Below are 24,856 nucleotides of genomic sequence, written 5' to 3'. Positions count from 1 at the left end.
TGGAGTTTGCCGGTCGAACAGCCTCCGTTCAGTTTGATGCCTTGCTCCACTCGCAATAGCAGCCTACCGCCAGAGTATGGGTCGCATCGACTTCGCGCCCGGCCTCAAGGGCTTTCAAAATCGGCTCGATAAAGCTGTTGCTGGAATTACACGTCAGCCCTTCGCTGTACGGTCCGAAATACGCGAGCTTGCCAGTGCGATCCCAAATCCCGACAGCCGGGGTGGCGGGCACCTGATCGGCGCCGGCCAGGTTATTGAGGGTTTTCATCTTGCGCAGGTTGTCGGGCAGTTGGCCGTGGCTGCCGGCTTTTTGCAGGGCATAGAACTCGACGCCTTGGGGCGCGTATTGCTCGATGAGCTCGCCCAGGTGTTGCTGGTTGCCGACGTTGCACGGGCAGGCCGGGTCCCAGAAGTGCACCAGGCGAATCGGGCCTGGGCCTGCGAGTTCGGCGGGCAGGCGCAGGGCGTCGCCGGAGAACACGGCCGTGTGTTCGCTGAACGCGCGCAGGTAGCGGCCCTGGAACCAGTCATACGCCGCCCACAGCACGCCGGTGCAGATGATCAGGATCAGGCTGGCGAACAGGGCGGAACGGTAGGGCTGTCGCATTCAGAACTATCCTCGAAGGTCGCGTAGCTTGCCATGCTTGCCCTGACAGATGAATATCGCTGCTCGATATTCATCTTCACCGTCAGTCTGGAACCCTTTATGCCTGTCAGTTTTGACCCCGATTATCTGCGCGAAAGCTTGCGACCACTCGTGGATGCGCAACCGCTCAGCGCCGAGGCGCGGGTCTACCAGCGTTTCTATGGGCTGGATTTATCTGCGCGCAAAGTGCCGGCGTTGAGCCGTCTAGGGCGTTTCGACGTGGATGGCTTTGAGGTGGTTGCCCAGGTGTGGTGGCCGCCACAGCCTGTGGCGACGATGTTTATGTTCCACGGCTTCTACGACCATATGGGCCTGTACCGCAACGCGGTGGATTGGGCCCTGGACCAAGGGTTTGTGGTGATTGCCTGCGACCTGCCGGGGCATGGCCTGTCCAGCGGCGCACGTGCCAGCATCGATGATTTTTCGGTGTATCAGGACGTGGTGCAGGCTTTGTTCGCCCAGGCCAAGGCGCTGCAACTGCCGCAACCCTGGCACCTGTTCGGGCAAAGCACCGGCGGTGCGGTGGTGGTGGACCATTTGCTCAATCACGGCGCCGACAGCCCGGCCCAGGGCAAGACATTTCTGTTGTCGCCTTTGGTGCGGCCGCGTGCGTGGGGTTGGTCGCAGGTCAGTTATTACCTGCTGCGGCCGTTCGTCAAAGGCATTGCGCGGCGGTTCAGCGAGAACACCAACGACCCCAAATTCAAGCCGTTCCTGGAAGCTGACCCCCTGCAGCCACGCCAACTGCCTACCGCCTGGGTGGGTGCGCTGGCGCGTTGGATCAAACGTATCGAAGCCGCACCGCGCAGCCCACGGCGGCCGGTGATCGTGCAGGGCGAGGAAGACATGACGGTGGATTGGCAGCACAACCTGCAGGTGCTGCGCAGCAAGTTCGATCGGCCCGAAGTGCTGATGCTGCCGCGGGGCAGGCATCACTTGGCGAATGAGATTCCCGAGATTCGCCAGGAATACTTCCGGTATTTGACGGACCATCTGAAGTAACACGGACCCACATTGGTTACTGCGCCAGGCTGGAAGTGCTTTGACCAACGGCAAGACCCGCGCGAATGGCTGCAAGAGCTGCCTTGTAATACGCCCTACCTTGCGGCGACTCCGCAAACGTGGCGAATTCTTCCAGCTCCGGGTCGGACAAATCCCGATAGACGTACAGCAGCGTGTTATTCAGGTCGTTGCCGATCTGTTGCATTAAACGCTCGCGCTGACCATTGAGCATGCCCTGGGCCTGGCCGCCACCCAGCAGGCCAGGAATCATCTGGCTCAAGCTGTCGGCGGCAACCCCGGCAATCGCCAGGCTGACTTCCGCCCCCGCTTCACGGGCGGGCAGGGCCTGGGCCAGATGCCCGATGATCAGGCTGCGGGTGGCGTCGGCCTCGATGTGTGGCAGGCCTTGCGCATTTTTTGCCAACTGGTCGCGGCGGGTGGCGAGCAACTCGGCGGCGACAATCTTGCGGCCCAGCGGCGATTGGAAAAACGCCAGGGCAGGTTTCGGGTCCGCCAGGTTTTTGCGCAGTTGCGCTTCGGCACGCTGGTCCATGGCCTGGGCCGCAAAACGTGTGTTGCTGTTGTCCACCAACGCCTGGTACACCGCCGGTGGCAGGCTGTTGCGGTAGCGCTGTTGGGCTGCACTGAGGGCGTCATTGAAATGCGCACGTTGATCGGCCCAGCCGGCGACCTTGTATAACTGGTCATGGCCGTCTGCCCAAGCGGGCAAAACGCAGAACATCAGCATGGAAAAAAACAAACGACGCATAGGGACTCCTGTCAGTCGGCCACTATTGTCCGTGTCGGGCGTAGGATTTGTCGAGAAATCCTATCAGTCACCTGACTAAAGTGTGTTCAGACGCTCGGCGGCTCTGTCGGATTTACAGGCGTATGGATACTATGCGCGCCATGCAAATACCCCTCGATCATCCCCTGCTGCAACGCATCGTCGACGACCTGGCCGAAAAAGGTTGGTCGCAGCAGAACGGCTTCCTGCCCCAGGCTCTGACCCTGGAACTGGCGGCTGAGTGCCGTAAACGTGCAGCCGAGGGTGAATTGGCGCCCGCAGCGGTAGGGCGCGGCCCGGCCCAGGAAATTCGCGAGGGGATTCGCGGTGACCATATCCAGTGGCTGGAAGAGGGTGATGCCGCCGTCTGCGAGACTTACATGGGCTTGATGGACAGTCTGCGCCAGGCGATGAATCGTGGTCTGTTCCTGGGCCTGGAGGATTTCGAAAGCCACTTCGCGATGTATCCGCCGGGTGCGTTTTACCTCAAACATGTGGACCGTTTTCGCGACGACGACCGGCGTATGGTCTCGGCGGTGGTTTACTTGAATGACGCTTGGCTGCCTGAGCAGGGTGGCCAGTTGCGCATGTACCTCAAGGACGGCGTGGAATACGATGTGGTGCCCACCGGCGGCAGCCTGGTGGTGTTCCTGTCCGGCGATGTGCCCCATGAAGTCCTGCCCGCTACGCGTGAACGCTTGTCCCTGACCGGCTGGTTTCGCCGGCGGGGTAACGAGCCGTTTTAAGTATGGAAAAGATTCTGATCAGCCGCTGCCTGCTCGGGCACAAGGTGCGTTACGACGGTGGTGCCAGCGGCCCGTTCGATCAATTGGCGGCCTGGCAGGCGCAAGGGCGCGTGGTTGCGATCTGCCCGGAAGTGTCGGGCGGTTTGCCTACGCCTCGGCCCTCTGCCGAGATCCCGGGCGGGCAGGGTGTCGATGTGTGGGAAGGCCGCGCTCAGGTGCTGACCGCTGAGGGAGAGGACTTCAGCGCCGCCTTTCTCGATGGCGCCCGCCAGGCCTTGGCGTTGGTGCAACGCCATGACATCCGGATTGCCGTTCTCAAGGCCAATAGCCCGTCTTGCGGTAACCTGCTGACCTATGACGGCACCTTCACCGGCGTGAAGGTCAGCGGCGAAGGCGTGACGGCGGCATTGCTCAAACGCCATGGGGTGCTGGTGTTCAGTGAGCTTGAGCTGGCCGAAGCGGCAGCTGCCCTGTGCGATAGCGATGGCTCAGCACCTGATGTGTGACTGACACACCGCTATCGCAGGCAAGCCAGCTCCCACATTGACCGAGTATTTATTCGCCTTTTGTGTTGCCCTCAAACCACTTCTGCGTCAGCGCCTTCAAGCGGCCATCGGCCTTCACGTGCTGCAATGCCTTGTCCAGGCTGGTCTTGAATGCCGGGTTGCCCTTCTGGAAGGGAATCGCCAGTTCCGGCTTTTCGCGATAAGGCTCACTGAAATCGAACCGATCACGCAGCTCGGCAGTCATAGCGATATGATTGATGGCCACGTCGTACTTGCCGGTTTCAACGCCTGACAGCAGGTCGGTGTCATCGGTGGTGATAAACGAGGGACGCACGTCCATTTCCTTCGCCAGTTGCTCTCCGAGTTCCACTTCAAAACCGGTGAGCTTGTCGCCGTCCTTGAAGTTGAATGGCGGTGTGTTGGCCTCCACGGCGATGCGCAGTTCGCCGCGATCAAACACATCATCAATCAGTTCGGCGTGAGCCAAAGGGCTCAGAAGGGGCAGCAAAAGTACAAGGCCAGGCGAAAAGCGCATGGTCGCTCCTAAAGAATTCGTCTGTGCGAGGCGCCTTTCAGCATCGCTTTGCTAAGGTGTTGAGTGCCTTGGACAGCAATTTGTCGCGAAGTTGTGATAACCCAACAGATTTCCTGGAAAAACTGGAGAAGCGAATGAAAGCTCTATTGTCCCGTGCAACCCTGGCTAGCCTCTTGCTGGGTGCTTCGATGCTGGCGACCGCCGCTGACGGTATTCCGCGCAGTGCTCCACCCGAAGGCGCCAAAGTCTTTATCGTGTCGCCTAAAGATGGCGCCACCGTCGATAAAACCTTCACCGTCAAATTCGGCATGGAAGGCCTGAAGCTGGCCCCGGCCACCAGCCAAGACCCGGGCACCGGCCACCACCACCTGCTGATCGACCAAAAAGAACTGCCGGACGCCAGCGTGCCGATCCCGGCTACCGACACCGTGATCCACTACGGCAAGGCCCAGACTGAAACCGAGCTGACGCTCACTCCGGGCAAGCACACGCTGCAACTCGTCGCTGGCGACAAACTGCACATGCAGTTCAACCCGACTGTAGCCTCAAAAGTCATCACGGTTAACGTCAAGTAAGATTTGTTCAGATGTAAAAAAGGGAGCCCCGAGGGGCTCCCTTTTTTTGTGCTGCGGTTGAAACCTTAGAACAACACGCGGCTACGAATCGTGCCGTTGATGTGTTGCAGCTTCTCTTGCGCCAAGTCCGAGTACTCGGCGTCTACGTCGATTACCACGTAGCCGACTTTCTCGTTGGTCTGCAGGAACTGACCGGAAATGTTGATGCCGTTTTCCGCGAAGACCTTGTTGATCTCCATCATCACGCCAGGGATGTTCTGGTGGATGTGCAGCAAACGGTGCTTGCCAGGGTGAGCCGGCAGGGCCACTTCCGGGAAGTTGACCGAGGACACCGACGTACCGTTGTCGCTGTACTTGACCAGTTTCTCCGACACTTCCAGGCCGATGTTGGCTTGGGCTTCAGCGGTGGAGCCGCCGATGTGCGGGGTCAGGATCACGTTGTCCAGGCCACGCAGCGGGCTTTCGAAGATGTCGTCGTTGGAGCGTGGCTCCACCGGGAACACGTCGATCGCGGCGCCGATCAGGTGCTTGTCCTTGATCGCGTCAGCCAGGGCGTCCAGTTCGACCACGGTGCCGCGTGCAGCGTTGATCAGGATGCCGCCTTTCTTGATCGCGCGGATTTCCTTCTCGCCGATCATCCACTGGGTCTCAGCGGTTTCCGGAACGTGCAGGGTGACGATGTCGGACATACCCAGCAGCTCAGTCAGGCTCGACACCTGAGTGGCGTTGCCCAGCGGCAGTTTGGTCAGGGTGTCGTAGAAGAACACCTGCATGCCCAGGCCTTCGGCCAGCACCGACAACTGCGTGCCGATCGAGCCGTAACCGACGATACCCAGCTTTTTGCCGCGAATTTCGAAGGAGTTGGCCGCGCTCTTGATCCAGCCGCCACGGTGGCAGGAAGCGTTCTTCTCAGGGATGCCGCGCAACAGCAGGATAGCCTCGGCCAGCACCAGCTCCGCAACGGAACGGGTGTTGGAGTACGGTGCGTTGAACACCGCGATGCCGCGCTCGCGCGCTGCGTTGAGGTCGACCTGGTTGGTGCCGATGCAGAAACAGCCGACAGCCACCAACTTCTTGGCGTGGTCGAAGATCTCTTCGGTCAGCTGAGTGCGGGAGCGAATGCCGATAAAGTGCGCGTCGGCGATCTTTTCCTTTAACTGGGCTTCCGGCAGAGAACTGGTGATGTACTCAATGCTGGAGTACCCAGCGGCTTTCAGTACGTCGACAGCCGATGGGTGGACGCCTTCCAGAAGAAGGAACTTGATCTTGCTCTTATCGAGAGAAGTCTTGCTCATCTGCGTAAACCTGTATCCCGGAGAAAAATGGCAGGGAATCGAGCAGTTAGTGCCCTGAACCAGTGCACAAGAGCTGACCCGGACGGCAGGAAAGCCGTCACCGCAGAAACGCCCTTGGGCTCTGTCCTGCGGGGGCGGTATGCTAGCATACGCGCCCCGCTAAACACCTATTCCTGCGACGTGAAGCGTTCTCAGGATGACCATGAATTGTTCGAGAGTTCTGTCGATGACCCATCCTGCCCTGATTGATGAGCTAAAGACCCTGGTTGAGCCCGGCAAAGTGCTGACCGATGCAGACTCCCTGGAGGCTTACGGCAAGGATTGGACCAAGCACTTCGCCCCGGCTCCGGTCGCCATCGTCTTCCCGAAGACCACCGAACAGGTGCAGGCCATCGTCCGTTGGGCCAATGAACGCAAGGTGGCACTGGTGCCGTCCGGCGGTCGTACTGGCTTGTCGGCCGCCGCCGTTGCCGCCAATGGCGAGGTGGTGGTGTCGTTCGACTACATGAACCAGATCCTCGACGTGAACCTCACCGACCGCACCGCCAGGTGCCAGCCGGGCGTGGTCACCAAGCAATTGCAGAACGTCGCCGAAGAAAAAGGCCTGTACTACCCGGTGGACTTCGCGTCGTCCGGTTCGAGCCAGATTGGCGGCAATATCGGCACCAATGCCGGCGGGATCAAAGTGATTCGCTACGGCATGACCCGCAACTGGGTCGCCGGCATGAAAGTCGTCACCGGCAAAGGTGACGTACTGGAGCTGAACCGCGACCTGATCAAGAACGCCACCGGTTACGACATGCGCCAGCTGTTTATCGGCGCCGAAGGTACGTTGGGTTTTGTGGTGGAAGCCACCATGCGCCTGGACCGTGCGCCGAAAAACCTCACCGCTATGGTGCTCGGCACCACTGACTTCGACTCGATCATGCCAGTGCTGCACGCGTTCCAGAGCAAACTGGACCTGACCGCCTTCGAGTTCTTCTCCGACAAGGCGCTGGCCAAAGTCATGGGCCGTGGCGATGTACCGGCGCCGTTCGAAACCGAGTGCCCGTTCTACGCGCTGCTGGAATTTGAAGCCACCACCGAAGAGGTCGCCAACCACGCCCTGGAAACCTTCGAGCACTGCGTCGAGCAGGGCTGGGTGCTGGACGGCGTGATGAGTCAGAGCGAAACCCAGCTGCACAACCTGTGGAAACTGCGCGAGTACATCTCCGAGACCATTTCCCACTGGACGCCGTACAAGAACGACATCTCGGTGACCGTCTCCAAGGTCCCGGCGTTTTTGAAGGAAATTGACGCGATCGTCGGCGAACATTACCCGGACTTCGAAATTGTCTGGTTCGGCCACATTGGCGACGGCAACCTGCACCTGAACATCCTCAAGCCGGAAAACCTGAGCAAAGACGAGTTCTTCGCCAAGTGCGCCACCGTGAACAAGTGGGTGTTCGAGACCGTCGAGAAGTACAACGGCTCGATCTCCGCTGAACACGGCGTGGGCATGACCAAGCGCGATTACCTGACCTACAGCCGCTCGCCGGTTGAAATCGAATACATGAAGGCAGTGAAAGCGGTGTTCGACCCTAACGGGATCATGAACCCTGGCAAGATCTTCGCTGTTTAACCGCCCTGAAGGAGTCGTTTCATGAGCTACCAGCACAAGTACGTCGACGGCACCAACATCCACTTTCCCCTGGGTAAAGTGGTGTGCATCGGGCGTAACTACGCCGAACATGCCAAGGAACTGGACAACCCGGTACCGACCGAGCCCTTGCTGTTCATCAAACCGGGCAGTTGTGTGGTAGCACTGGAAGGCGGTTTCGCCATCCCGACCGAGCGCGGTTCGGTGCACTACGAAGCGGAAATCGCGGTGCTGATCGGCAAACCCTTGTCGACCAAGCCAAGCCGTGAAGAAGTGCTGGACGCCATCTCCGGCTTCGCCCCGGCACTGGATTTGACCCTGCGCGACAAGCAGGCCGAGCTGAAAGCCAAGGGCTTGCCGTGGGAAATTGCCAAGTCGTTTGACGGCGCCGCGGTGATTGCTCCGTTTGTGGTGAGCAGCACCTTTGCGGACGTGACCGACATCGGCATTCGCCTGACCATCAACGGCGAAGTGCGCCAGGACGGCAACAGCTCGCAGATGCTCAACCCGATCATCCCGATGATCCAGCACATGGCCGGCTGCTTCTCGCTGCAGGCGGGTGACGTGATTCTCACCGGTACCCCGGCCGGTGTGGGCCCGTTAAATGTGGGCGATGAGCTGGTGTTGGAGCTGGCGGGCGTGAGCCGCTTCGAAAGCAGCGTTCGCTAAGAACCAGGCCAAACGCGGTCAAAAATGTGGGAGCGGGCTTGCTCGCGAATGCGGTGTACCAGTCAAAACATTCGGTGACTGACACTCCGCATTCGCGAGCAAGCCCGCTCCCACATTTGATTGCGTACATCAGCAGAATCGGAGGGTTTTGCATTTTTTTCACACACCATCCGGATAATCCCCTGCCTCGTGCGCGCGGGCCCGTTGATCCTGTGCTATCACCTAAAGCTGACTTTCTGGAAAAGCGCTCAATGGCCGTGCTCCTGCCTTCCGTTAAATCCAAACCCCGTTCCCGTTTTGCCCTGCGCTGGTATTCCTGGCTATTTCTGGCCGGGGTGATTGTGTATGGCGTTGTCTGGGCGATGCATTGGGATGATCGCGGCGTGCTGTGGGTGGCGGAGCGCTTTGAAACGCCGGCTGAACGACAAGCGAGCGTGTGGCTGCCGGACTACCGTGCGGTTATCGACGCCAAATTGCTGCCCGGTATGGAGAAGGACGAGGCTTCGGACGTTTCCTATAACCCGCAGACCAAAACCCTGTTTTCCGTCATGGGCAAAAACCCGTTCCTCGTTGAGCTGAGCCTGCAAGGCGATGTGCTGCGCAAAATGCCGCTCAACGGCTGGAACAACCCGGAAGGTGTGACAGTCATGGAGAACGGCCTGATGGCCATTGTCGATGAACGCATGCACACCCTGACCGTGGTCAACGTTGACGCCAGCACCCAGCAACTGAATTTCGCCGACTTCAAGACTTACGACCTGGGCCCGTCCAAGGATCAGAACAAAGCCTTTGAAGGCGTGACCTGGGACAAGCGTAACCAGCAAATCGTACTCGGCGAAGAGCGCCCGCCGGCGCTGTTCACCTGGAAAAGCGATGGCAGCACCCTGACCGGCGACAAGCAAAAGATCGCCAGCACCGCGCTGGACATGCGCAACATCTCGGCTCTGGCCGTCGACCCGCGCACCGGGCACTTGCTGGTGTTGTCGGCCGACTCCCACCTGCTGCTGGAGTTGGATGAGAAGGGCGAGCAAGTCAGCTTCATCACCCTGCTTGGCGGCTTCAACGGCCTCAAGCACACCATTCCCCGGGCGGAAGGCGTGACCATGGACGAGAACGGCACGCTGTATATGGTCAGTGAGCCGAACTTGTTCTATCGCTTCGAAAAGCAAAAATAACCGACGATTGCGTCGGTTACTGCTCTATAAGCGGCATTCACCAGACACCCGGCAGCGTTTAAGTTTAAATTCAGAAGGGCGTGATATTTATTCGCCACTTTTTGTCTTTGAGCTTGCCTGATGCGTCGACTTGCCCGCCCCAAACCTGCGTTTTTTATCGTGATGCTGCTCGCCCTGGTTGCCGCCGGGGTGGTCGCACAGCACTTTCGCTTGTTTGAGCGTGGCTGGTTCAATTTCCAGGCATGGCGCCAACCTGCCGACGAGCGCTCCATTGGCCTGGGTGATTACCGCGTCAGCCTGCAAGCCAAAGTTATCGACGGTCTCGACGATAACGTCTCGGCCCTCACCTACGACCCGGTGCGCAAAAGCCTGTTTACGGTCACCAATAAAAACGCCGAGCTGGTCGAGCTGTCCCTGGACGGCAAGATCCTGCGGCGGATTCCTCTGGTGGGGTTTGGCGATGCGGAGGCGGTGGAGTTCATCAGCGATAACATCTACGTCATCAGCGATGAGAGCCAGCAGCGACTGATCAAGGTGCATGTGAATGATGACACCCAATTTCTCGACGCCGCCGATGCGGAGCAGATGACGCTGGGTGTGCACATCGGTGGTAACAACGGCTTCGAGGGCCTGGCGTACGACTCGGTGGGCAAGCGTCTGTTTGTGGCCAAGGAGCGCGACCCGATGCTGATCTATGAGATCCACGGGTTTCCCCATTTCAAACCGGAAAAAACCTACTCGGTGCACGTGATCAACAACCCCAAGCGCGATGCCGGGCTGTTTGTGCGCGACCTGTCGAGCTTGCAATACGACGAGCGCAGCGGCCATCTGCTGGCGCTGTCGGATGAATCGTTCCTGGTGCTGGAACTGGGTATTGATGGTCGCCCGTTGAGCAGTCTTTCTTTGCTCAACGGGCGCCATGGCCTTGAAAAGCGTGTGCCTCAGGCCGAAGGGATCGCCATGGATGACGAGGGCTCGCTGTATGTGGTCAGCGAGCCGAACCTGTTCTACGTGTTCAAAAAGCCCTGATCAAAAATCCATTTCACGCACAGCGAATGGTCGGCATAGACGCCCAGCTGCGGGATGATCACCAACTGGCAGCCGACTAGTGCGCGGCCAAAGCTTTTGTCCACTGAGCCCGTTTGGCGGGAGATGGCGTGGCATGGCGCACGATGTCGGAGGGGGATGCTGCGAAAAGGAGCGTTTTTGTTACATCGATCTTTTAATCGATGGGATCAACTGTGGGAGCTGGCTTGCCTGCGATAGCCTCGCCTCGGTTCTAATGATACACCGAGGCGTTTGCACCGCAGGCAAGCCAGCTCCCACAGGAAGCACAGCCGTGAGTGTCAGGCCTTGAGGGTTTTCACACCTTCAGGAGTACCCAGCAGCAGCACATCAGCCGGGCGCGCCGCGAACAAACCGTTGGTGACCACGCCGACGATCGCATTGATCTGGGATTCCAGCTCCACCGGGTTGGTGATCTGCATGTTGTACACATCGATGATGATGTTGCCGTTGTCGGTCAACACGCCTTCGCGGTACACCGGGTCGCCGCCCAGTTTCACCAGCTCACGGGCGACGTGGCTGCGGGCCATCGGGATGACTTCCACCGGCAGCGGGAACGCGCCGAGTACCGGCACCAGCTTGCTGGCGTCGGCAATGCAGATAAAGGTCTTGGCCACGGCCGCGACGATTTTCTCGCGGGTCAGGGCTGCGCCGCCGCCTTTGATCAGGTTCAGGTGTTCGTCGCTTTCATCGGCGCCGTCCACGTAGAACTCCAGGTCGCTCACGGTGTTGAGCTCGTACACTGGAATGCCATGGCCCTTGAGGCGCGCGGCGGTGGCTTCGGAGCTGGCCACGGCGCCGTCGAACGCGCCCTTGTGCTGGGCCAGCGCATCGATAAAGCAGTTGGCGGTGGAGCCGGTGCCGACACCGACGATGCTTTTGTCGTCGAGTTTAGGAAGGATTAAATCGACGGCGGCCTGGGCCACTGCCTGTTTGAGTTGATCCTGGGTCATGCGGGCTCCGGAACGGGCGGGGAGTTATCGAGGGCGGCGAGTATAACCCAACAAAACCTCGGGATTCGTGTGGTCGCCCGGCCAAAAGCCGGGTTAGACTCCTTGGCCCTGCCCAACCCGCTCAGTGATGCCTGCCGATGCTTGAACAGTACGTCAAAAAGATCCTCACCTCGCGCGTTTACGACGTTGCCGTAGAAACCCCATTGCAGACCGCTCGCCAGCTCTCCGAGCGGCTGGGCAACAAGGTCTGGCTCAAGCGTGAAGACTTGCAGCCGGTGTTCTCGTTCAAGATTCGCGGCGCCTACAACAAGCTGACCCAACTGAGCGCCGAAGAACGCGCGCGCGGTGTGGTCACGGCTTCTGCGGGCAACCACGCCCAGGGCCTGGCCCTGGCGGCCAAGGTGCTGGGGGTCAAGGCCACCATCGTGATGCCCAAGACCACGCCGGAGATCAAGGTCGAAGGCGTGCGCTCGCGTGGCGGCAAAGTGGTGCTGCACGGTGATTCCTTCCCGGAAGCCCTGGCCTACTCGCTGAAACTGGTCGACGAAAAAGGCTACGTTTACATTCACCCTTACGATGATCCACACACCATTGCCGGGCAGGGCACCGTGGCGATGGAAATCCTGCGCCAGCACCCGGGGCCTCTGGACGCGATTTTTGTGCCGGTGGGCGGCGGCGGGCTGATCGCCGGTATCGCGGCGTACGTGAAATACCTGCGCCCGGAGATCAAGATCATCGGCGTCGAGCCGGACGACTCCAACTGCCTGCAAGCCGCCATGGCCGCGGGCGAGCGCGTGATCTTGCCGACCGTCGGCATTTTTGCCGATGGCGTGGCGGTGGCGCAGATCGGCCAGCACACGTTCGACATCTGCAAAGACTATGTGGATGAAGTGATTACCGTCAGCACCGATGAAATCTGTGCGGCGATCAAGGATATCTACGACGACACCCGCTCCATCACTGAGCCGGCGGGTGCATTGGGTGTGGCGGGGATCAAGAAGTACGTGGAGACCCGTGGCGTGACCGGGCAAACCCTGGTGGCCATCGACTCCGGCGCCAACGTCAACTTCGACCGCCTGCGTCACGTAGCCGAGCGCGCCGAGCTGGGTGAAGGCCGCGAAGCCATCATCGCCGTGACCATCCCCGAGAAGCCAGGCAGCTTCAAGGCGTTCTGCGAAGCGGTGGGCAAGCGCCAGATCACCGAATTCAACTACCGCTACCACTCCGGGCGTGAGGCGCACATCTTCGTCGGCGTGCAGACGCACCCCGAAAACGACCCGCGCAGCGCGTTGATCGCCAGCCTGACCAGCCAGGGCTTCCCGGTACTGGACCTGACCGAGAACGAACTGGCCAAGTTGCACATCCGCCATATGGTCGGCGGCCACGCGGCTAAAGTCAGCGATGAACTGGTGTTTCGTTTCGAATTCCCGGAGCGCCCGGGCGCGCTGTTCAACTTTCTTAACAAATTGGGTGGGCGCTGGAACATCTCGATGTTCCACTATCGCAACCACGGCGCGGCCGACGGCCGTGTGGTCGCAGGCCTGCAAGTACCGGCAGACGAGCGTCACCTGGTGCCGGCCGCGTTGGCACAAATCGGCTACCCGTATTGGGATGAAAGCGAAAACCCGGCTTACCAGCTGTTCCTCGGTTGAGCGACTACGCTGACTGAGCGGCCTATAAGGAATCGAGACCATGGAAACGCTGACCACCCTCAAGGTTATCCACATCACCGCCACCGTGTTGCTGCTGCTCAGCGGCCTCGGCCTGGCGGTACTGGCCTGGCGTAAACGCAGCGCCGGCCCGGCTGTTACCGTGCAACGCCCTTGGGTGTTCGTGTGGTTGTTGATGGGGATAAGCCTTGTCAGCATGCCGTTTACCGGCTGGTGGCTGGTGCACTTGATCGGCTGGCCGCTGGGGCAAACCTGGATTCTGGGTTCCAGCATCCTCTACACCGTGGCAGCGCTGGCCTGGTTCTGGCTGGTGGCACGGCTTAATCGCCTGCGCAAAGGCGAAGGCGGCAACCTGAATTTCACCCTGGTGCTGGCGGTAGTCAGCCTGGTGGGGTTTGTGGCAATTGCCGGTTTGATGGGCGCCAAACCGGTTTAAAGGATCTTCATGAACGTTCTTTTGGTCGGCGCCACAGGGTTTGTAGGCGGCCACCTGTTGCGTGCCTTGCAGCAAGCGGGGCACCGCGTGATCGCGACGTGTCGCGAGCCTCGCAGTCAGAATGGGCCGGGGGTAGAGTGGCGGTCGCTGGATTTGAGCCGGTTGGCGATCGACCCCGAGTGCTTTGTTTTTCCTGAATCTGTTGATTTATTGATCAATGCGGCGGGCCTGCTGAGCGTGGATGCAGCGCAGTTGAGCCGTGTCCAGGATCAGGGCGCCCGCGTGCTGTTTGATCTGGCGGCCCGGCGCGGTGTGCGGGTGTTGCAGATTTCTGCCCTGGGGGCCTCGGCGCACTCCGATGTGCCGTTCCTGGCCAGCAAAGGCTCGGCGGATGATTATCTGCTAAGCCTGGGCAAAACGAGTGTCGTGCTGCGGCCTTCATTGGTGGTGGGCGCAGGCGGCGCCAGCAGTGCGTGGTTGGCCGGGCTTTCGCCTTGGCCGTTGATTCCGTTGCTGGACCTCAACGCCCACCTGCAACCCGTGCACATCGATGACGTGGTCGGTGCGGTGCTGGCGCTGCTGCGGCAGTGGCCGGCCGAATCAATGGTGCTCCCGTTGGTGGGCCCTGAGCCGATGCGGCTGTCCGAAGTCGTTGACCACTTGCGTGCCGCCCAGGGCTGGGGCGCGGGCCGATACGTGCAAGTGCCGTTGCTGGGTTTGGGCGGTTGGCTGGGAGACCGCCTGGGTTGGCGGGCGTTGAATCGACAAAGTATCGCGCTGGCGCAACAGGACAATGTGGCCGACCCCGAGGTGCTGGCCTCGGTGTGCGGCTATACAGCCGCGCCGCTGGCCTCGCGGCTGCGGGATTGGCCGACGGCAACAGTGAGTAGTCAACGCACTGTCCGCCCGCTGATGCTGGCGGTGATGGTGCTGATCTGGCTGGGCACCGCAATGGTCTGCCTTGGCCCGGGTTATGACTGGGGCCTGCGCATCCTGGCCGAGGCGGGCGTGCAAGGCGCTTGGGCGACGTTGGCCGTGATCGCCGGGGCCGTGTGTGATGGCCTGTTGGGCTTGGGGTTACTGGTCACGCGTTGGCGCAGGCAGACACTGATCCTGCAATTGTTGTTGATGGCCGGGTATACCGTGGTTATCAGCATAATCCTGCCCCATTACTGGTTTGATCCCTACGCGGCCGTCGCCAAAAACCTGGTACTCATGGTGGCTACTCTTTGGCTTCTTTGGACTGAACCCCGGCGATGAGCGCTTACCTGCTGCTGAAAACCCTGCATATCCTGTCGTCGACCATTCTGTTCGGGTTGGGCGCAGGCTCGGCTTACTACGCCTTGCGCGCCTGGCGCAGCGGCAAGGTTGAAGTGATCGCCGTGACCTTCAAGCACCTGGTGTTCGCCGACTGGGCGTTTACCGCGACCACGGCGGTGCTCCAGCCCTTGAGCGGGGTCGGCTTGATGCATTTGGCGGGCTGGTCGATGCAGCAGAGCTGGCTGCAATGGACCGTCGGCCTGTATTGCCTGGCGGGGATTTGCTGGCTGCCGGTGGTGTGGTTGCAGATTCGTGTGCATAAGATGGCGGAGCAGGCGTTGCGCGACGGCACGGCGATGCCGCTCAAGGCGACAACCTATATGCGTTGGTGGTTTGGCCTGGGCTGGCCGGCGTTTCTGGCGTTTGTGGCGATTTTCTATTTGATGGTGGCTAAGCCGATGTAAGGCTTGGGACCGAGTCGACTTCATTCGCGAGCAAGCCTGCGCCCACATTCGAGCCGGTTCCTTCAGAGGGAGCGCGGTCACAATGTGGGAGCGGGCTTGCTCGCGAAGGCGTTATCAGCCGCGCAGGCTAATCACCGGCCAGCCACGCTTCTGGGCCTCAGCCCGAAGATTCGGGTCCGGGTCCACCGCCACCGGGTGGGTCACCTGCTCCAGCAACGGCAAGTCATTCATCGAATCGCTGTAGAAGTAGCTGTCTTGCAGGCTATGCCCGGTTTCTTCCAGCCAACGATTCAAGCGCGTCACCTTGCCCTCGCGAAAGCACGGCACATCGGTGCTGCGCCCGGTGTAGCGGCCATTTTCCATCTCACACTCGGTGGCGATCAGGGTTTCAACCCCCAGGCGCGCGGCAATCGGTGCGGTGACGAAGCGGTTGGTCGCGGTGATGATCACCAGCTTGTCGCCGGCGGCACGGTGCTTGGCCAGCAGTTCCACGGCCTGCGGCAGCATGATCGGCTCGATGCAGTCACGCATATAGTCGTTGTGCCATTCGTCCAGCTGGGCCATCTCGGTGCGGCCGAGGATTTCCAGGCAGAAGTTAAGGTAAGCGGCGTTATCCAGCTTGCCGGCCAGGTAATCCTGGTAAAACTCATCGTTGCGCGCCTTGTAGGCCACCGCGTCGAGAATTCCGCGTTCGCAGAGGTAATCGCCCCAGGCGTGATCGCTGTCACCGCCCAGAAGCGTGTTGTCCAAGTCGAATAAAGCCAGGCGCATTGCAGTTACTCGCTGAAAAGTCTGTAAAAAGGCGTCCAGAATACGGTCTTTTCACAAGAGTGCACATAAGGTAAGAAGCCTCGTTGCCGCTGGATCAACCTTTGTGGAACAATGCGGCGACATGCGTTTGCGAGGTTGTTGCCGTGATCGACCCCGATGGTTTCCGTCCTAATGTCGGGATTATTCTTACGAATGATGCCGGACAGGTGCTATGGGCTCGCCGAATCAACCAAGATGCCTGGCAGTTTCCTCAAGGCGGAATCAACCCCGACGAAACCCCTGAAGACGCCTTGTACCGTGAGTTGAATGAAGAAGTCGGCCTTGAGCGCGAAGATGTGCAAATTCTGGCCTGTACTCGCGGCTGGTTGCGCTATCGTTTGCCGCAACGCCTGGTGCGTACGCACAGCCAACCGCTGTGCATCGGCCAGAAGCAGAAATGGTTTCTCCTGCGCCTGATCTCCAACGAGCAGCGGGTGCGGATGGATTTGACCGGTAAACCGGAGTTCGATGGCTGGCGCTGGGTCAGCTATTGGTACCCGTTGGGCCAGGTGGTGACATTCAAGCGCGAGGTTTATCGTCGCGCTCTCAAAGAGCTTGCCCCGCGCCTTTTAGCGCGCGACTGACGACGGAGTTCGACCCCGAGCCATGCTCAATACGCTGCGCAAGATCGTCCAGGAAGTTAACTCCGCCAAGGATCTCAAGGCGGCGTTGGGGATTATTGTGTTGCGCGTCAAGGAAGCCATGGGCAGCCAGGTCTGCTCGGTTTACCTGCTGGACCCCGAGACCAACCGTTTTGTGCTGATGGCCACGGAGGGCTTGAACAAGCGCTCCATCGGCAAAGTCAGCATGGCGCCCAATGAAGGTCTGGTGGGCCTGGTGGGGACGCGTGAAGAACCCCTCAACCTCGAAAACGCGGCCGATCACCCGCGTTACCGCTACTTTGCCGAAACCGGTGAAGAGCGTTACGCCTCGTTCCTCGGCGCACCGATCATTCACCACCGCCGCGTTGTCGGCGTGTTGGTCATTCAGCAAAAAGAACGCCGCCAGTTCGACGAAGGTGAAGAAGCCTTCCTCGTGACCATGAGTGCGCAGTTGGCCGGGGTTATCGCCCATGCCGAAGCCACCGGCTCGATTCGCGGCCTGGGTCGCCAGGGCAAGGGCATCCAGGAAGCCAAGTTCGTCGGCGTACCGGGTTCTCCGGGCGCTGCCGTCGGCACGGCGGTGGTCATGCTGCCACCGGCCGACCTCGATGTGGTGCCGGACAAGACCGTCAACGACATTGACGCTGAAATCAAACTGTTCAAGACCGCCCTGGAAGGCGTGCGCGCGGATATGCGCAACCTGTCGACCAAGCTGGCTACACAACTGCGCCCCGAAGAGCGCGCGCTGTTCGACGTGTACCAGATGATGCTCGACGACGCGTCGCTGGGTAATGAAGTCAAAACCGTGATCAAGACCGGCCAGTGGGCCCAGGGCGCGTTGCGCCAGGTGGTCACCGATCACGTCAACCGTTTCGAACTGATGGACGACGCCTACCTGCGCGAGCGCGCCTCGGATGTGCGTGACCTGGGTCGCCGTCTGCTGGCCTACCTGCAGGAAGACCGCACCACCAACCTGGTCTACCCCGACAACACCATTTTGATCAGTGAAGAACTGACCGCCACGATGCTCGGCGAAGTGCCGGAAGGCAAACTGGTGGGCCTGGTCTCGGTATTGGGTTCGGGTAACTCCCACGTCGCGATCCTGGCTCGGGCCATGGGCATCCCGACGGTGATGGGCCTGGTGGACCTGCCGTATTCCAAGGTCGACGGCATCGACATGATCGTCGATGGGCATCGCGGTGAAGTCTTTACCAACCCCAGCGAGCTGTTGCGCAAGCAATACGCCGAAGTGGTGGAAGAAGAGAAACAGCTGGCGCTGGGCCTCGATTCGCTGCGCGAGCTGCCGTGCGTGACCCTCGACGGCCACCGCGTGCCGTTGCTGGTAAACACCGGCCTGCTCGCCGATGTGGCCCGCGCACAACAACGTGGCGCCGAAGGGGTTGGGCTGTACCGCACCGAAGTGCCGTTCATGATCAACCAGCGTTTCCCGAGTGAAAAGGAGCAGCTCGCGATCTATCGCGAGCAACTGTCCGCCTTCCACCCGTTACCGGTGACGATGCGCAGCCTGGACATCGGCGGCGATAAGTCACTGTCCTATTTCCCGATCAAGGAAGACAACCCCTTCCTTGGCTGGCGCGGCATTCGTGTAACCCTTGATCACCCTGAAATTTTCCTCGTCCAGACCCGCGCCATGCTCAAGGCCAGCGAAGGCCTGAACAACCTGCGCATTCTGTTGCCGATGATCTCCGGCACCCATGAGCTGGAAGAAGCACTGCACCTGATCCACCGTGCCTGGGGCGAAGTACGCGACGAAGGCGCCGACGTACCGATGCCGCCGATTGGCGTCATGATCGAAATCCCGGCGGCGGTGTACCAGGCTAAAGAACTGGCGCGGCAAGTGGACTTCCTCTCGGTCGGTTCCAACGACCTGACCCAATACCTGCTGGCCGTGGACCGCAACAACCCACGGGTGGCCGACCTCTACGACTACCTGCACCCGGCGGTACTGCAAGCCTTGCAGCACGTGGTGCGCGACGCCCATGCCGAAGGCAAGCCGGTGAGCATTTGCGGTGAAATGGCCGGCGACCCGGCGGCAGCGGTGCTGCTGATGGCGATGGGCTTTGACAGCCTGTCGATGAACGCCACCAACTTGCCGAAGGTGAAGTGGTTGCTGCGCCAGGTAAACCTGAGCATGGCCAAGGAGTTGCTGGCCGAGTTGATGACCATCGACAACCCGCAAGTTATCCACAGCTCGCTTCAGCTGGCGCTGAAGAATTTGGGGCTGACGCGGATGATCAACCCGGCCTCGGCAAAAACGCTCTAAATCGAGGTACGGCCATCGCGGGCAAGCCCGGCTCCCACAGAAGAATGCATTGCAACTGTGGGAGCTGGCTTGCCTGCGATGGCGTCAGCGCCAAGCGCCATCAGATATTGAGTTCTACCTCGCCAAGCCGGCCACCATGTGGCCCGAAACTGCGCTCCACCATCCGCCGCGTGCCGTCGGCATTCACAATCAACGCCGTACTTGCCCGCGTCCCATAACTGGGGCTGGCGATAAACACGCTCGACAACAAACTCTCCGTCGCCAACCCCACGCCGGTATCCGGCAAGTCGGCAAACGGCGCGGTCTGCGGGTCGCTCAATATCCCCAGCAAGGCTTGCGGGTCGGGGTTCTCCAGCAACTCACCCAGCGCCGCCTTGGCCTTGATCAACTTCGGCCACGGCGTATCCAGCCCGGCATTGGATAAGCCATAAACCCCCGCCTTCAACTGCGTCGGTTCGGTCTCATTGGCGTTGTAATGCCACAGCTCATCGCGTGTGCCCACCAATAGATTAAAACCGGCATATTCAATCGAACGGCCGTTAACGTCGGCCAAATATTGATCAATGGGCAGCGAACTGCTTAAAAAGCGTGCTACCAACTCTCCGCGCGACGTACGCGCCGGTGGCTGGTGCGGATCGCGGATATTGGTCAGGGCGGCAAAACGCCCGTCGGCGTTGACCCCAAGCCAAGTGCCACCCGCTTCCTGGTCGCGGCCGGCATAGATGTCAGGCGCATCGGGCCATTGGCCCAGCGGCAGACTGGGCCGGGCGTAGAATTCATCGCGGTTGGCCGCGACGATCAGCGGCTGGGCGTGGCCCGGCCGCCAGGCGAAAACGATCAGGCACATAAGGCGTTTCCTTTGTGTTTTGCCCACTCTACCCACACAAGGGCGGGCGTTCCATCGTATCGAAGTTGGGTCGCACGCCTTCCATCCGTTAACATGCCAGGCTGTTCCGTGTGTGCGAACTTCTTAATTTGAAATTGCGGCTATAACGCAGGCTTAATCGCACACCGGCATGGTCCGGTGCGCCATGACTAATGATTTAACGAGGAGTCGCAATGCTGCCTTACCCGCAGATCGACCCGGTGGCCTTGGCCATCGGTCCGCTGAAAATCCACTGGTACGGGTTGATGTACCTGATCGGCATCGGCGGTGCCTGGCTGCTGGCTTCCCGGCGCCTGAACCGTTTCGACCCCACCTGGACCAAGGAGAAACTCTCCGACATGGTGTTCTGGATGTCGATGGGGGTGATTGTCGGCGGACGCCTCGGGTATGTGCTGTTCTACGATCTGCCGGCCTACATCGCCAACCCGACGCTGATTTTCGAAGTGTGGAAGGGCGGCATGGCATTCCACGGCGGCTTTGTCGGCGTAATGATCGCTGCCTGGTGGTTCGGTCGTCGCAACGGCAAGTCATTCTTCCAGCTGATGGACTTCGTCGCGCCGTTCGTGCCGATTGGCCTGGGCGCCGGGCGTATCGGTAACTTCATCAACGCCGAGTTGTGGGGCAAGCCGAGCGACGTGCCGTGGGCCATGGTGTTCCCGCCGTTCAGCGACCCGGCGCAATTGCCGCGCCACCCGTCGCAGCTCTACCAGTTCGCCCTGGAAGGTGTGGCACTGTTCCTCATTCTGTACATCTTCTCGCGCAAGCCACGTCCAACCATGGCCGTGTCGGGGATGTTCGCGTTGTTCTACGGGATCTTCCGTTTCATCGTCGAGTTCGTGCGCGTGCCGGATGCACAACTGGGCTACCTGGCGTGGGGCTGGCTGACCATGGGCCAGATCCTCAGCTTGCCGATGATCCTGGCGGGCCTGGGCCTGCTGTGGTGGGCGTACAACCGTCCGCAGCCTATCAAGAACGCCACGCTTTAAATTCGAATGCCGAGGCTCTTCCGTGAAGGATGAGCCTCCTCGGCTTCAACGATACGGGTAATAACATGAAGCAATATCTCGAACTACTGAACGACGTCGTGACCAATGGATTGACCAAGGGCGATCGCACCGGCACCGGCACCAAAGCCGTATTTGCCCGTCAGTATCGGCATAACTTGGCCGACGGCTTCCCGCTGCTGACCACCAAGAAGCTTCATTTCAAAAGTATCGCCAACGAGTTGATCTGGATGTTGAGCGGCAACACCAACATCAAGTGGCTCAACGAAAATGGCGTGAAAATCTGGGACGAGTGGGCTACCGAAGACGGCGACCTGGGCCCGGTGTACGGCGAGCAGTGGACCGCCTGGCCGACCAAGGACGGCGGCAAGATCAACCAGATCGACTACATGGTTCACACCCTCAAAACCAACCCGAACAGCCGCCGCATCCTGTTTCATGGCTGGAACGTCGAGTACCTGCCGGACGAAACCAAGAGCCCGCAGGAAAACGCGCGCAACGGCAAGCAAGCCTTGCCGCCGTGCCACCTGCTGTACCAGGCGTTCGTGCATGACGGTCATCTGTCGATGCAGTTGTATATCCGCAGCTCCGACGTCTTCCTCGGCCTGCCGTACAACACGGCCGCGTTGGCCTTGCTGACCCACATGCTGGCCCAGCAATGCGACTTGATCCCTCACGAGATCATCGTCACCACCGGCGACACCCATGCTTACAGCAACCACATGGAACAGATCCGCACCCAGCTGGCACGTACGCCGAAAAAGCTGCCGGAACTGGTGATCAAGCGCAAACCTGCGTCGATCTATGACTACAAGTTTGAAGACTTTGAAATTGTTGGCTACGACGCCGACCCGAGCATCAAGGCCGACGTGGCTATCTGATTACTGTCTCGGTCAACAAAATGTGGGAGCTGGCTTGCCTGCGATGACATCACTGCGGTGTAACTGACACACCGAGGTGCATGCATCGCAGGCAAGCCAGCTCCCACATTTGGATTGGGTTTCACCCCTCAGGTATCAGTGCCCGTGGCTCCTGCCCACGTGCGAAGGCTCAGCCTCGCTGGCCGCCACACTCCCGCTGACTTCCAGCCGCTGCAAAATCCCGCACTGATCCAGATCCGGCCCACCGCCGCAGCGCTGGCGCAGGTCCAGCAATTGCACCTGCAATGCGAGCAGCCCATCGATCCGTGCCTTTACGTGGTGGATATGCTCGTCAATCAACGCATTCACGCTTTCGCACTGGTCCCGTGGGCTGTCGCGTAGCCCCAGCAGGCTGCGGATTTCCTCGAGCGTCATGTCCAGGCTGCGGCAATTGCGGATAAAGATCAGCCGTTCGGTGTGCGCCTGGGTGTACACGCGGTAATTGGCGTCGGTGCGCGCCGGCGGCGGCAACAGGCCTTCTTTCTCGTAATACCGGATGGTTTCCACCTGACAGTCGGTCAGTTTGGCCAATTCGCCGATCTTCATCGCAGCAATCTCCAAATGGGTGCTTGACCCTATAGTGGCTACAGGGTCTTTACTTGGCAACAGGCACCTTTACGGACGCGACGAAATGAGCGACTCCATCCACACCCCCAAAAAGCATGATCACTCGCATAGTCATGATCATAAGCACGATCATGACCACGATCACGGCGCCAAACTGACGCCCGTCAAAAAGCACGACCACGCCAGCCATGGCGACTCCTGCTGTGCAAGCAAGGCCGCGCCTGCCGTGGTGACGCTGAGCGAAGCGCCGACCGCCGGCTCGCGCCTGAGCACCTTTCGCATCGAAGCCATGGACTGCCCTACCGAGCAGACGCTGATCCAGAACAAACTGGGCAAGCTCGCCGGTGTGCAGCAGCTGGAATTCAACCTGATCAACCGCATTCTCGGCGTCACCCATGACTTGCCGAGCACGGCGCCGATCGTCGACGCCATCAAATCCCTCGGTATGCAAGCCGATCCTATTGAAGAAGGCACCCCGGCCGCTGCGCCGCCGGCCAAGAAACACTGGTGGCCGCTTGCAGTCTCCGGTGTCGGCGCGTTGGGTGCCGAGGTGCTGCATTTCACTGGTGTCGCACCGACCTGGGTGATTGCTTTGGTGGCGTTGGTGTCGATCCTCAGCGGCGGCCTCACCACCTACAAAAAGGGCTGGATCGCGCTTAAAAACCTTAACTTGAACATCAACGCGCTGATGAGCATCGCGGTGACGGGCGCGATCCTGATCGGTCAGTGGCCTGAAGCGGCGATGGTGATGTTCCTGTTTACGGTGGCCGAGTTGATCGAAGCCAAGTCCCTGGACCGTGCGCGCAATGCCATCAGCGGCTTGATGCAGATGACCCCGGAACAGGCCACGGTGCAACAGGCTGACGGCTCATGGTTGGAACAAGAGGTCAAAAGCATCGATCTTGGCGCCATCGTACGAGTAAAGCCCGGCGAGCGCATTGGCCTGGACGGCGAAGTCACCGCCGGCCAATCCACCATCGACCAGGCACCGATCACCGGTGAAAGCCTGCCGATTGAAAAGACTGTGGGCGATAAAGTCTTCGCCGGCACCATCAACCAAGCCGGTTCCCTTGAGTACAAGGTCACCGCGGCGGCGAACAATTCCACCCTGGCGCGCATCATTCACGCAGTCGAGCAAGCCCAAGGCGCGCGGGCACCGACCCAGCGTTTTGTCGACAGCTTCGCCAAGGTCTACACCCCGGCAGTGTTCCTGTTTGCCTTGGGCGTGGCGGTGATTCCACCGCTGTTCATGGCTGGCGTGTGGTTCGACTGGATCTACCGCGCGCTGGTCCTGCTGGTGGTTGCCTGCCCTTGCGCCTTGGTGATCTCCACCCCGGTGACCATCGTCAGCGGCCTGGCGGCGGCGGCGCGCAAAGGCATCCTGATCAAGGGTGGCGTGTACCTGGAAGGCGGTTACAAGCTCGATTACCTGGCCCTCGACAAGACCGGCACCATCACCCACGGTAAACCGGTGCAAACCGACTATTTGCCGATGTTCCCCAATGTCGCAGACAGCGCGCCGGCGCTGGCGGCCAGCTTGGCCGGGCGTTCCGACCACCCGGTGTCGCTGGCGATTGCCAACGCAGCTGTGGATAAAAACCTGCCGAGCCACGTTGTGGATAACTTTGAGGCCCTGGCCGGTCGCGGTGTGCGCGGCGACATCAACGGCGAAACCTACCACCTGGGCAACCACCGCCTGGTGGAAGACTTGGGCCTGTGCTCGCCTGAGCTGGAAGAAAAGCTCTTCGCCTTGGAAAAACAAGGCAAGTCGGTGGTGCTGTTGCTCGACAAATCCGGCCCGCTGGCGCTGTTCGCCGTGGCCGACACCGTCAAAGACAGCAGCCGCGAAGCCATCCAGCAGTTGCACGAACTGGGCATCAAGACCTTGATGCTCACCGGCGACAACAACCATACCGCCCAGGCGATTGCGGCTCAGGTCGGCATCGACCAGGCCCAGGGCGACCTGTTGCCCACCGACAAACTGCAAGCCATCGAAACCCTCTACGGCCAGGGCCGCCGGGTGGGCATGGTCGGTGACGGGATCAACGACGCCCCGGCCCTGGCGCGCGCCGAGATCGGTTTTGCCATGGCCGCAGCCGGCACCGACACCGCGATTGAAACCGCTGACGTGGCGCTGATGGACGATGATTTGCGCAAGATCCCGGCTTTCATTCGGCTCTCCAGGCAAACGTCGAGTATCCTCAAGCAGAACATCGCCCTGGCGTTGGTGATCAAGGCGATCTTCCTCGCGGTCACTTTCCTCGGCATGGCCACCATGTGGATGGCGGTGTTCGCCGACATGGGCGTGAGCCTGCTGGTGGTGTTCAATGGCCTGCGCCTGTTGCGCAAATAGACGATGA

At 60.3% G+C, this 24,856-nt stretch carries 25 protein-coding genes; 17 read left to right on the top strand and 8 right to left on the bottom strand.

Annotated features, from left to right (window positions below; translation table 11 throughout):
- Positions 1-28 precede the first annotated feature (28 nt).
- Entirely contained in the window at positions 29-607 is a 579-nt protein-coding gene (locus A7J50_RS27825) for a DUF6436 domain-containing protein (RefSeq protein WP_064454603.1), read from the bottom strand.
- Positions 608-706: 99 nt separating this feature from the next.
- On the opposite strand from A7J50_RS27825, the gene A7J50_RS27820 reads away from it, so the two are divergent.
- Positions 707-1,648 (top strand): alpha/beta hydrolase, encoded by a 942-nt coding sequence (locus tag A7J50_RS27820; RefSeq protein WP_064454602.1) that lies wholly within the window; start codon positions 707-709, stop codon positions 1,646-1,648.
- A gap of 16 nt (positions 1,649-1,664) precedes the next feature.
- On the opposite strand, the gene A7J50_RS27815 is transcribed toward A7J50_RS27820, so the two are convergent.
- Positions 1,665-2,417, bottom strand: a complete 753-nt coding sequence (locus A7J50_RS27815) for a DUF2059 domain-containing protein (RefSeq protein ID WP_064454601.1) — start codon at positions 2,415-2,417, stop codon at positions 1,665-1,667.
- A gap of 131 nt (positions 2,418-2,548) precedes the next feature.
- Here A7J50_RS27815 and A7J50_RS27810 point away from each other — a divergent pair, with 131 nt between their 5' ends.
- Positions 2,549-3,181, top strand: coding sequence for a 2OG-Fe(II) oxygenase (locus A7J50_RS27810; protein WP_064454600.1), 633 nt, complete (start codon positions 2,549-2,551; stop codon positions 3,179-3,181).
- A 2-nt stretch (positions 3,182-3,183) separates the two neighbouring features.
- Complete coding sequence (locus A7J50_RS27805; protein ID WP_064454599.1) at positions 3,184-3,687, top strand: DUF523 domain-containing protein; 504 nt, start codon at positions 3,184-3,186, stop codon at positions 3,685-3,687.
- Positions 3,688-3,736: 49 nt separating this feature from the next.
- On the opposite strand, the gene A7J50_RS27800 is transcribed toward A7J50_RS27805, so the two are convergent.
- Positions 3,737-4,222, bottom strand: coding sequence for a transporter substrate-binding domain-containing protein (locus A7J50_RS27800; RefSeq protein WP_064454598.1), 486 nt, complete (start codon positions 4,220-4,222; stop codon positions 3,737-3,739).
- Between the two features lie 134 nt (positions 4,223-4,356).
- Here A7J50_RS27800 and A7J50_RS27795 point away from each other — a divergent pair, with 134 nt between their 5' ends.
- The gene (locus A7J50_RS27795) at positions 4,357-4,797 is read left to right on the top strand and encodes a DUF4399 domain-containing protein (RefSeq protein WP_017139512.1); all 441 of its coding nucleotides are present in this window, start codon (positions 4,357-4,359) and stop codon (positions 4,795-4,797) included.
- A 65-nt stretch (positions 4,798-4,862) separates the two neighbouring features.
- On the opposite strand, the gene serA is transcribed toward A7J50_RS27795, so the two are convergent.
- Positions 4,863-6,092, bottom strand: a complete 1,230-nt coding sequence (gene serA, locus A7J50_RS27790) for a phosphoglycerate dehydrogenase (protein ID WP_010167810.1) — start codon at positions 6,090-6,092, stop codon at positions 4,863-4,865.
- Positions 6,093-6,318: 226 nt separating this feature from the next.
- On the opposite strand from serA, the gene A7J50_RS27785 reads away from it, so the two are divergent.
- The 4 genes from A7J50_RS27785 to A7J50_RS27770 all read left to right on the top strand — a co-directional run bounded on the left by A7J50_RS27785 (position 6,319) and on the right by A7J50_RS27770 (position 10,604).
- The gene (locus A7J50_RS27785) at positions 6,319-7,713 is read left to right on the top strand and encodes an FAD-binding oxidoreductase (protein ID WP_064454597.1); all 1,395 of its coding nucleotides are present in this window, start codon (positions 6,319-6,321) and stop codon (positions 7,711-7,713) included.
- Positions 7,714-7,734: 21 nt separating this feature from the next.
- Positions 7,735-8,400 (top strand): fumarylacetoacetate hydrolase family protein, encoded by a 666-nt coding sequence (locus tag A7J50_RS27780; protein ID WP_064454596.1) that lies wholly within the window; start codon positions 7,735-7,737, stop codon positions 8,398-8,400.
- Positions 8,401-8,651: 251 nt separating this feature from the next.
- Entirely contained in the window at positions 8,652-9,575 is a 924-nt protein-coding gene (locus A7J50_RS27775) for an SdiA-regulated domain-containing protein (protein ID WP_064454595.1), read from the top strand.
- 120 nt (positions 9,576-9,695) lie between these two features.
- Positions 9,696-10,604, top strand: a complete 909-nt coding sequence (locus tag A7J50_RS27770; RefSeq protein WP_064454594.1) for an SdiA-regulated domain-containing protein — start codon at positions 9,696-9,698, stop codon at positions 10,602-10,604.
- Positions 10,605-10,921: 317 nt separating this feature from the next.
- Here A7J50_RS27770 and rpiA read toward each other — a convergent pair whose 3' ends face one another.
- On the bottom strand, positions 10,922-11,593 hold the full coding sequence (gene rpiA / locus A7J50_RS27765) for a ribose-5-phosphate isomerase RpiA (protein ID WP_064454593.1): 672 nt from the start codon (positions 11,591-11,593) through the stop codon (positions 10,922-10,924).
- Between the two features lie 137 nt (positions 11,594-11,730).
- On the opposite strand from rpiA, the gene ilvA reads away from it, so the two are divergent.
- The 4 genes from ilvA to A7J50_RS27745 are packed head-to-tail and all read left to right on the top strand — an operon-like array spanning position 11,731 to position 15,423.
- Positions 11,731-13,245, top strand: a complete 1,515-nt coding sequence (ilvA, locus tag A7J50_RS27760; RefSeq protein WP_053258525.1) for a threonine ammonia-lyase, biosynthetic — start codon at positions 11,731-11,733, stop codon at positions 13,243-13,245.
- A 40-nt stretch (positions 13,246-13,285) separates the two neighbouring features.
- On the top strand, positions 13,286-13,699 hold the full coding sequence (locus tag A7J50_RS27755) for a DUF2269 family protein (RefSeq protein WP_064454592.1): 414 nt from the start codon (positions 13,286-13,288) through the stop codon (positions 13,697-13,699).
- Between the two features lie 9 nt (positions 13,700-13,708).
- Positions 13,709-14,959, top strand: coding sequence for an SDR family oxidoreductase (locus A7J50_RS27750; RefSeq protein ID WP_064454591.1), 1,251 nt, complete (start codon positions 13,709-13,711; stop codon positions 14,957-14,959).
- Positions 14,956-15,423 carry a DUF2269 family protein gene (locus A7J50_RS27745; protein ID WP_064454590.1) on the top strand — a complete coding sequence of 156 codons (468 nt, stop codon included), beginning with the start codon at positions 14,956-14,958 and terminating at the stop codon, positions 15,421-15,423. Before A7J50_RS27750 ends, A7J50_RS27745 begins: the two co-directional genes overlap by 4 nt.
- Positions 15,424-15,537: 114 nt before the next feature.
- Here the strand turns inward: A7J50_RS27745 and A7J50_RS27740 are convergent, their stop codons facing one another.
- On the bottom strand, positions 15,538-16,194 hold the full coding sequence (locus tag A7J50_RS27740; RefSeq protein ID WP_064454589.1) for an HAD family hydrolase: 657 nt from the start codon (positions 16,192-16,194) through the stop codon (positions 15,538-15,540).
- Between the two features lie 143 nt (positions 16,195-16,337).
- Here A7J50_RS27740 and A7J50_RS27735 point away from each other — a divergent pair, with 143 nt between their 5' ends.
- Both A7J50_RS27735 and ptsP read left to right on the top strand, forming a co-directional pair.
- Positions 16,338-16,817 carry an RNA pyrophosphohydrolase gene (locus A7J50_RS27735; protein ID WP_003176750.1) on the top strand — a complete coding sequence of 160 codons (480 nt, stop codon included), beginning with the start codon at positions 16,338-16,340 and terminating at the stop codon, positions 16,815-16,817.
- 22 nt (positions 16,818-16,839) lie between these two features.
- On the top strand, positions 16,840-19,119 hold the full coding sequence (gene ptsP, locus A7J50_RS27730; protein WP_064454588.1) for a phosphoenolpyruvate--protein phosphotransferase: 2,280 nt from the start codon (positions 16,840-16,842) through the stop codon (positions 19,117-19,119).
- 100 nt (positions 19,120-19,219) lie between these two features.
- On the opposite strand, the gene A7J50_RS27725 is transcribed toward ptsP, so the two are convergent.
- On the bottom strand, positions 19,220-19,966 hold the full coding sequence (locus A7J50_RS27725; protein WP_064454587.1) for an NRDE family protein: 747 nt from the start codon (positions 19,964-19,966) through the stop codon (positions 19,220-19,222).
- Between the two features lie 212 nt (positions 19,967-20,178).
- On the opposite strand from A7J50_RS27725, the gene lgt reads away from it, so the two are divergent.
- The gene (lgt, locus tag A7J50_RS27720) at positions 20,179-20,991 is read left to right on the top strand and encodes a prolipoprotein diacylglyceryl transferase (RefSeq protein ID WP_064454586.1); all 813 of its coding nucleotides are present in this window, start codon (positions 20,179-20,181) and stop codon (positions 20,989-20,991) included.
- A gap of 65 nt (positions 20,992-21,056) precedes the next feature.
- Complete coding sequence (locus A7J50_RS27715) at positions 21,057-21,890, top strand: thymidylate synthase (RefSeq protein ID WP_053258517.1); 834 nt, start codon at positions 21,057-21,059, stop codon at positions 21,888-21,890.
- Positions 21,891-22,025: 135 nt separating this feature from the next.
- Here the strand turns inward: A7J50_RS27715 and cadR are convergent, their stop codons facing one another.
- On the bottom strand, positions 22,026-22,475 hold the full coding sequence (gene cadR, locus A7J50_RS27710) for a Cd(II)/Pb(II)-responsive transcriptional regulator (RefSeq protein ID WP_064454585.1): 450 nt from the start codon (positions 22,473-22,475) through the stop codon (positions 22,026-22,028).
- Between the two features lie 85 nt (positions 22,476-22,560).
- Between cadR and A7J50_RS27705 the strand changes: the two genes are divergently transcribed.
- Positions 22,561-24,849, top strand: coding sequence for a heavy metal translocating P-type ATPase (locus tag A7J50_RS27705; protein ID WP_064454584.1), 2,289 nt, complete (start codon positions 22,561-22,563; stop codon positions 24,847-24,849).
- The last annotated feature ends 7 nt before the right edge of the window (positions 24,850-24,856 follow it).

Source organism: Pseudomonas antarctica (assembly GCF_001647715.1).
Taxonomy (GTDB): Bacteria; Pseudomonadota; Gammaproteobacteria; order Pseudomonadales; family Pseudomonadaceae; genus Aquipseudomonas; species Aquipseudomonas antarctica_A.
The sequence above is the reverse complement of the archived record's forward strand: the minus strand, read 5'-3'. Positions and strand labels throughout refer to the sequence as shown.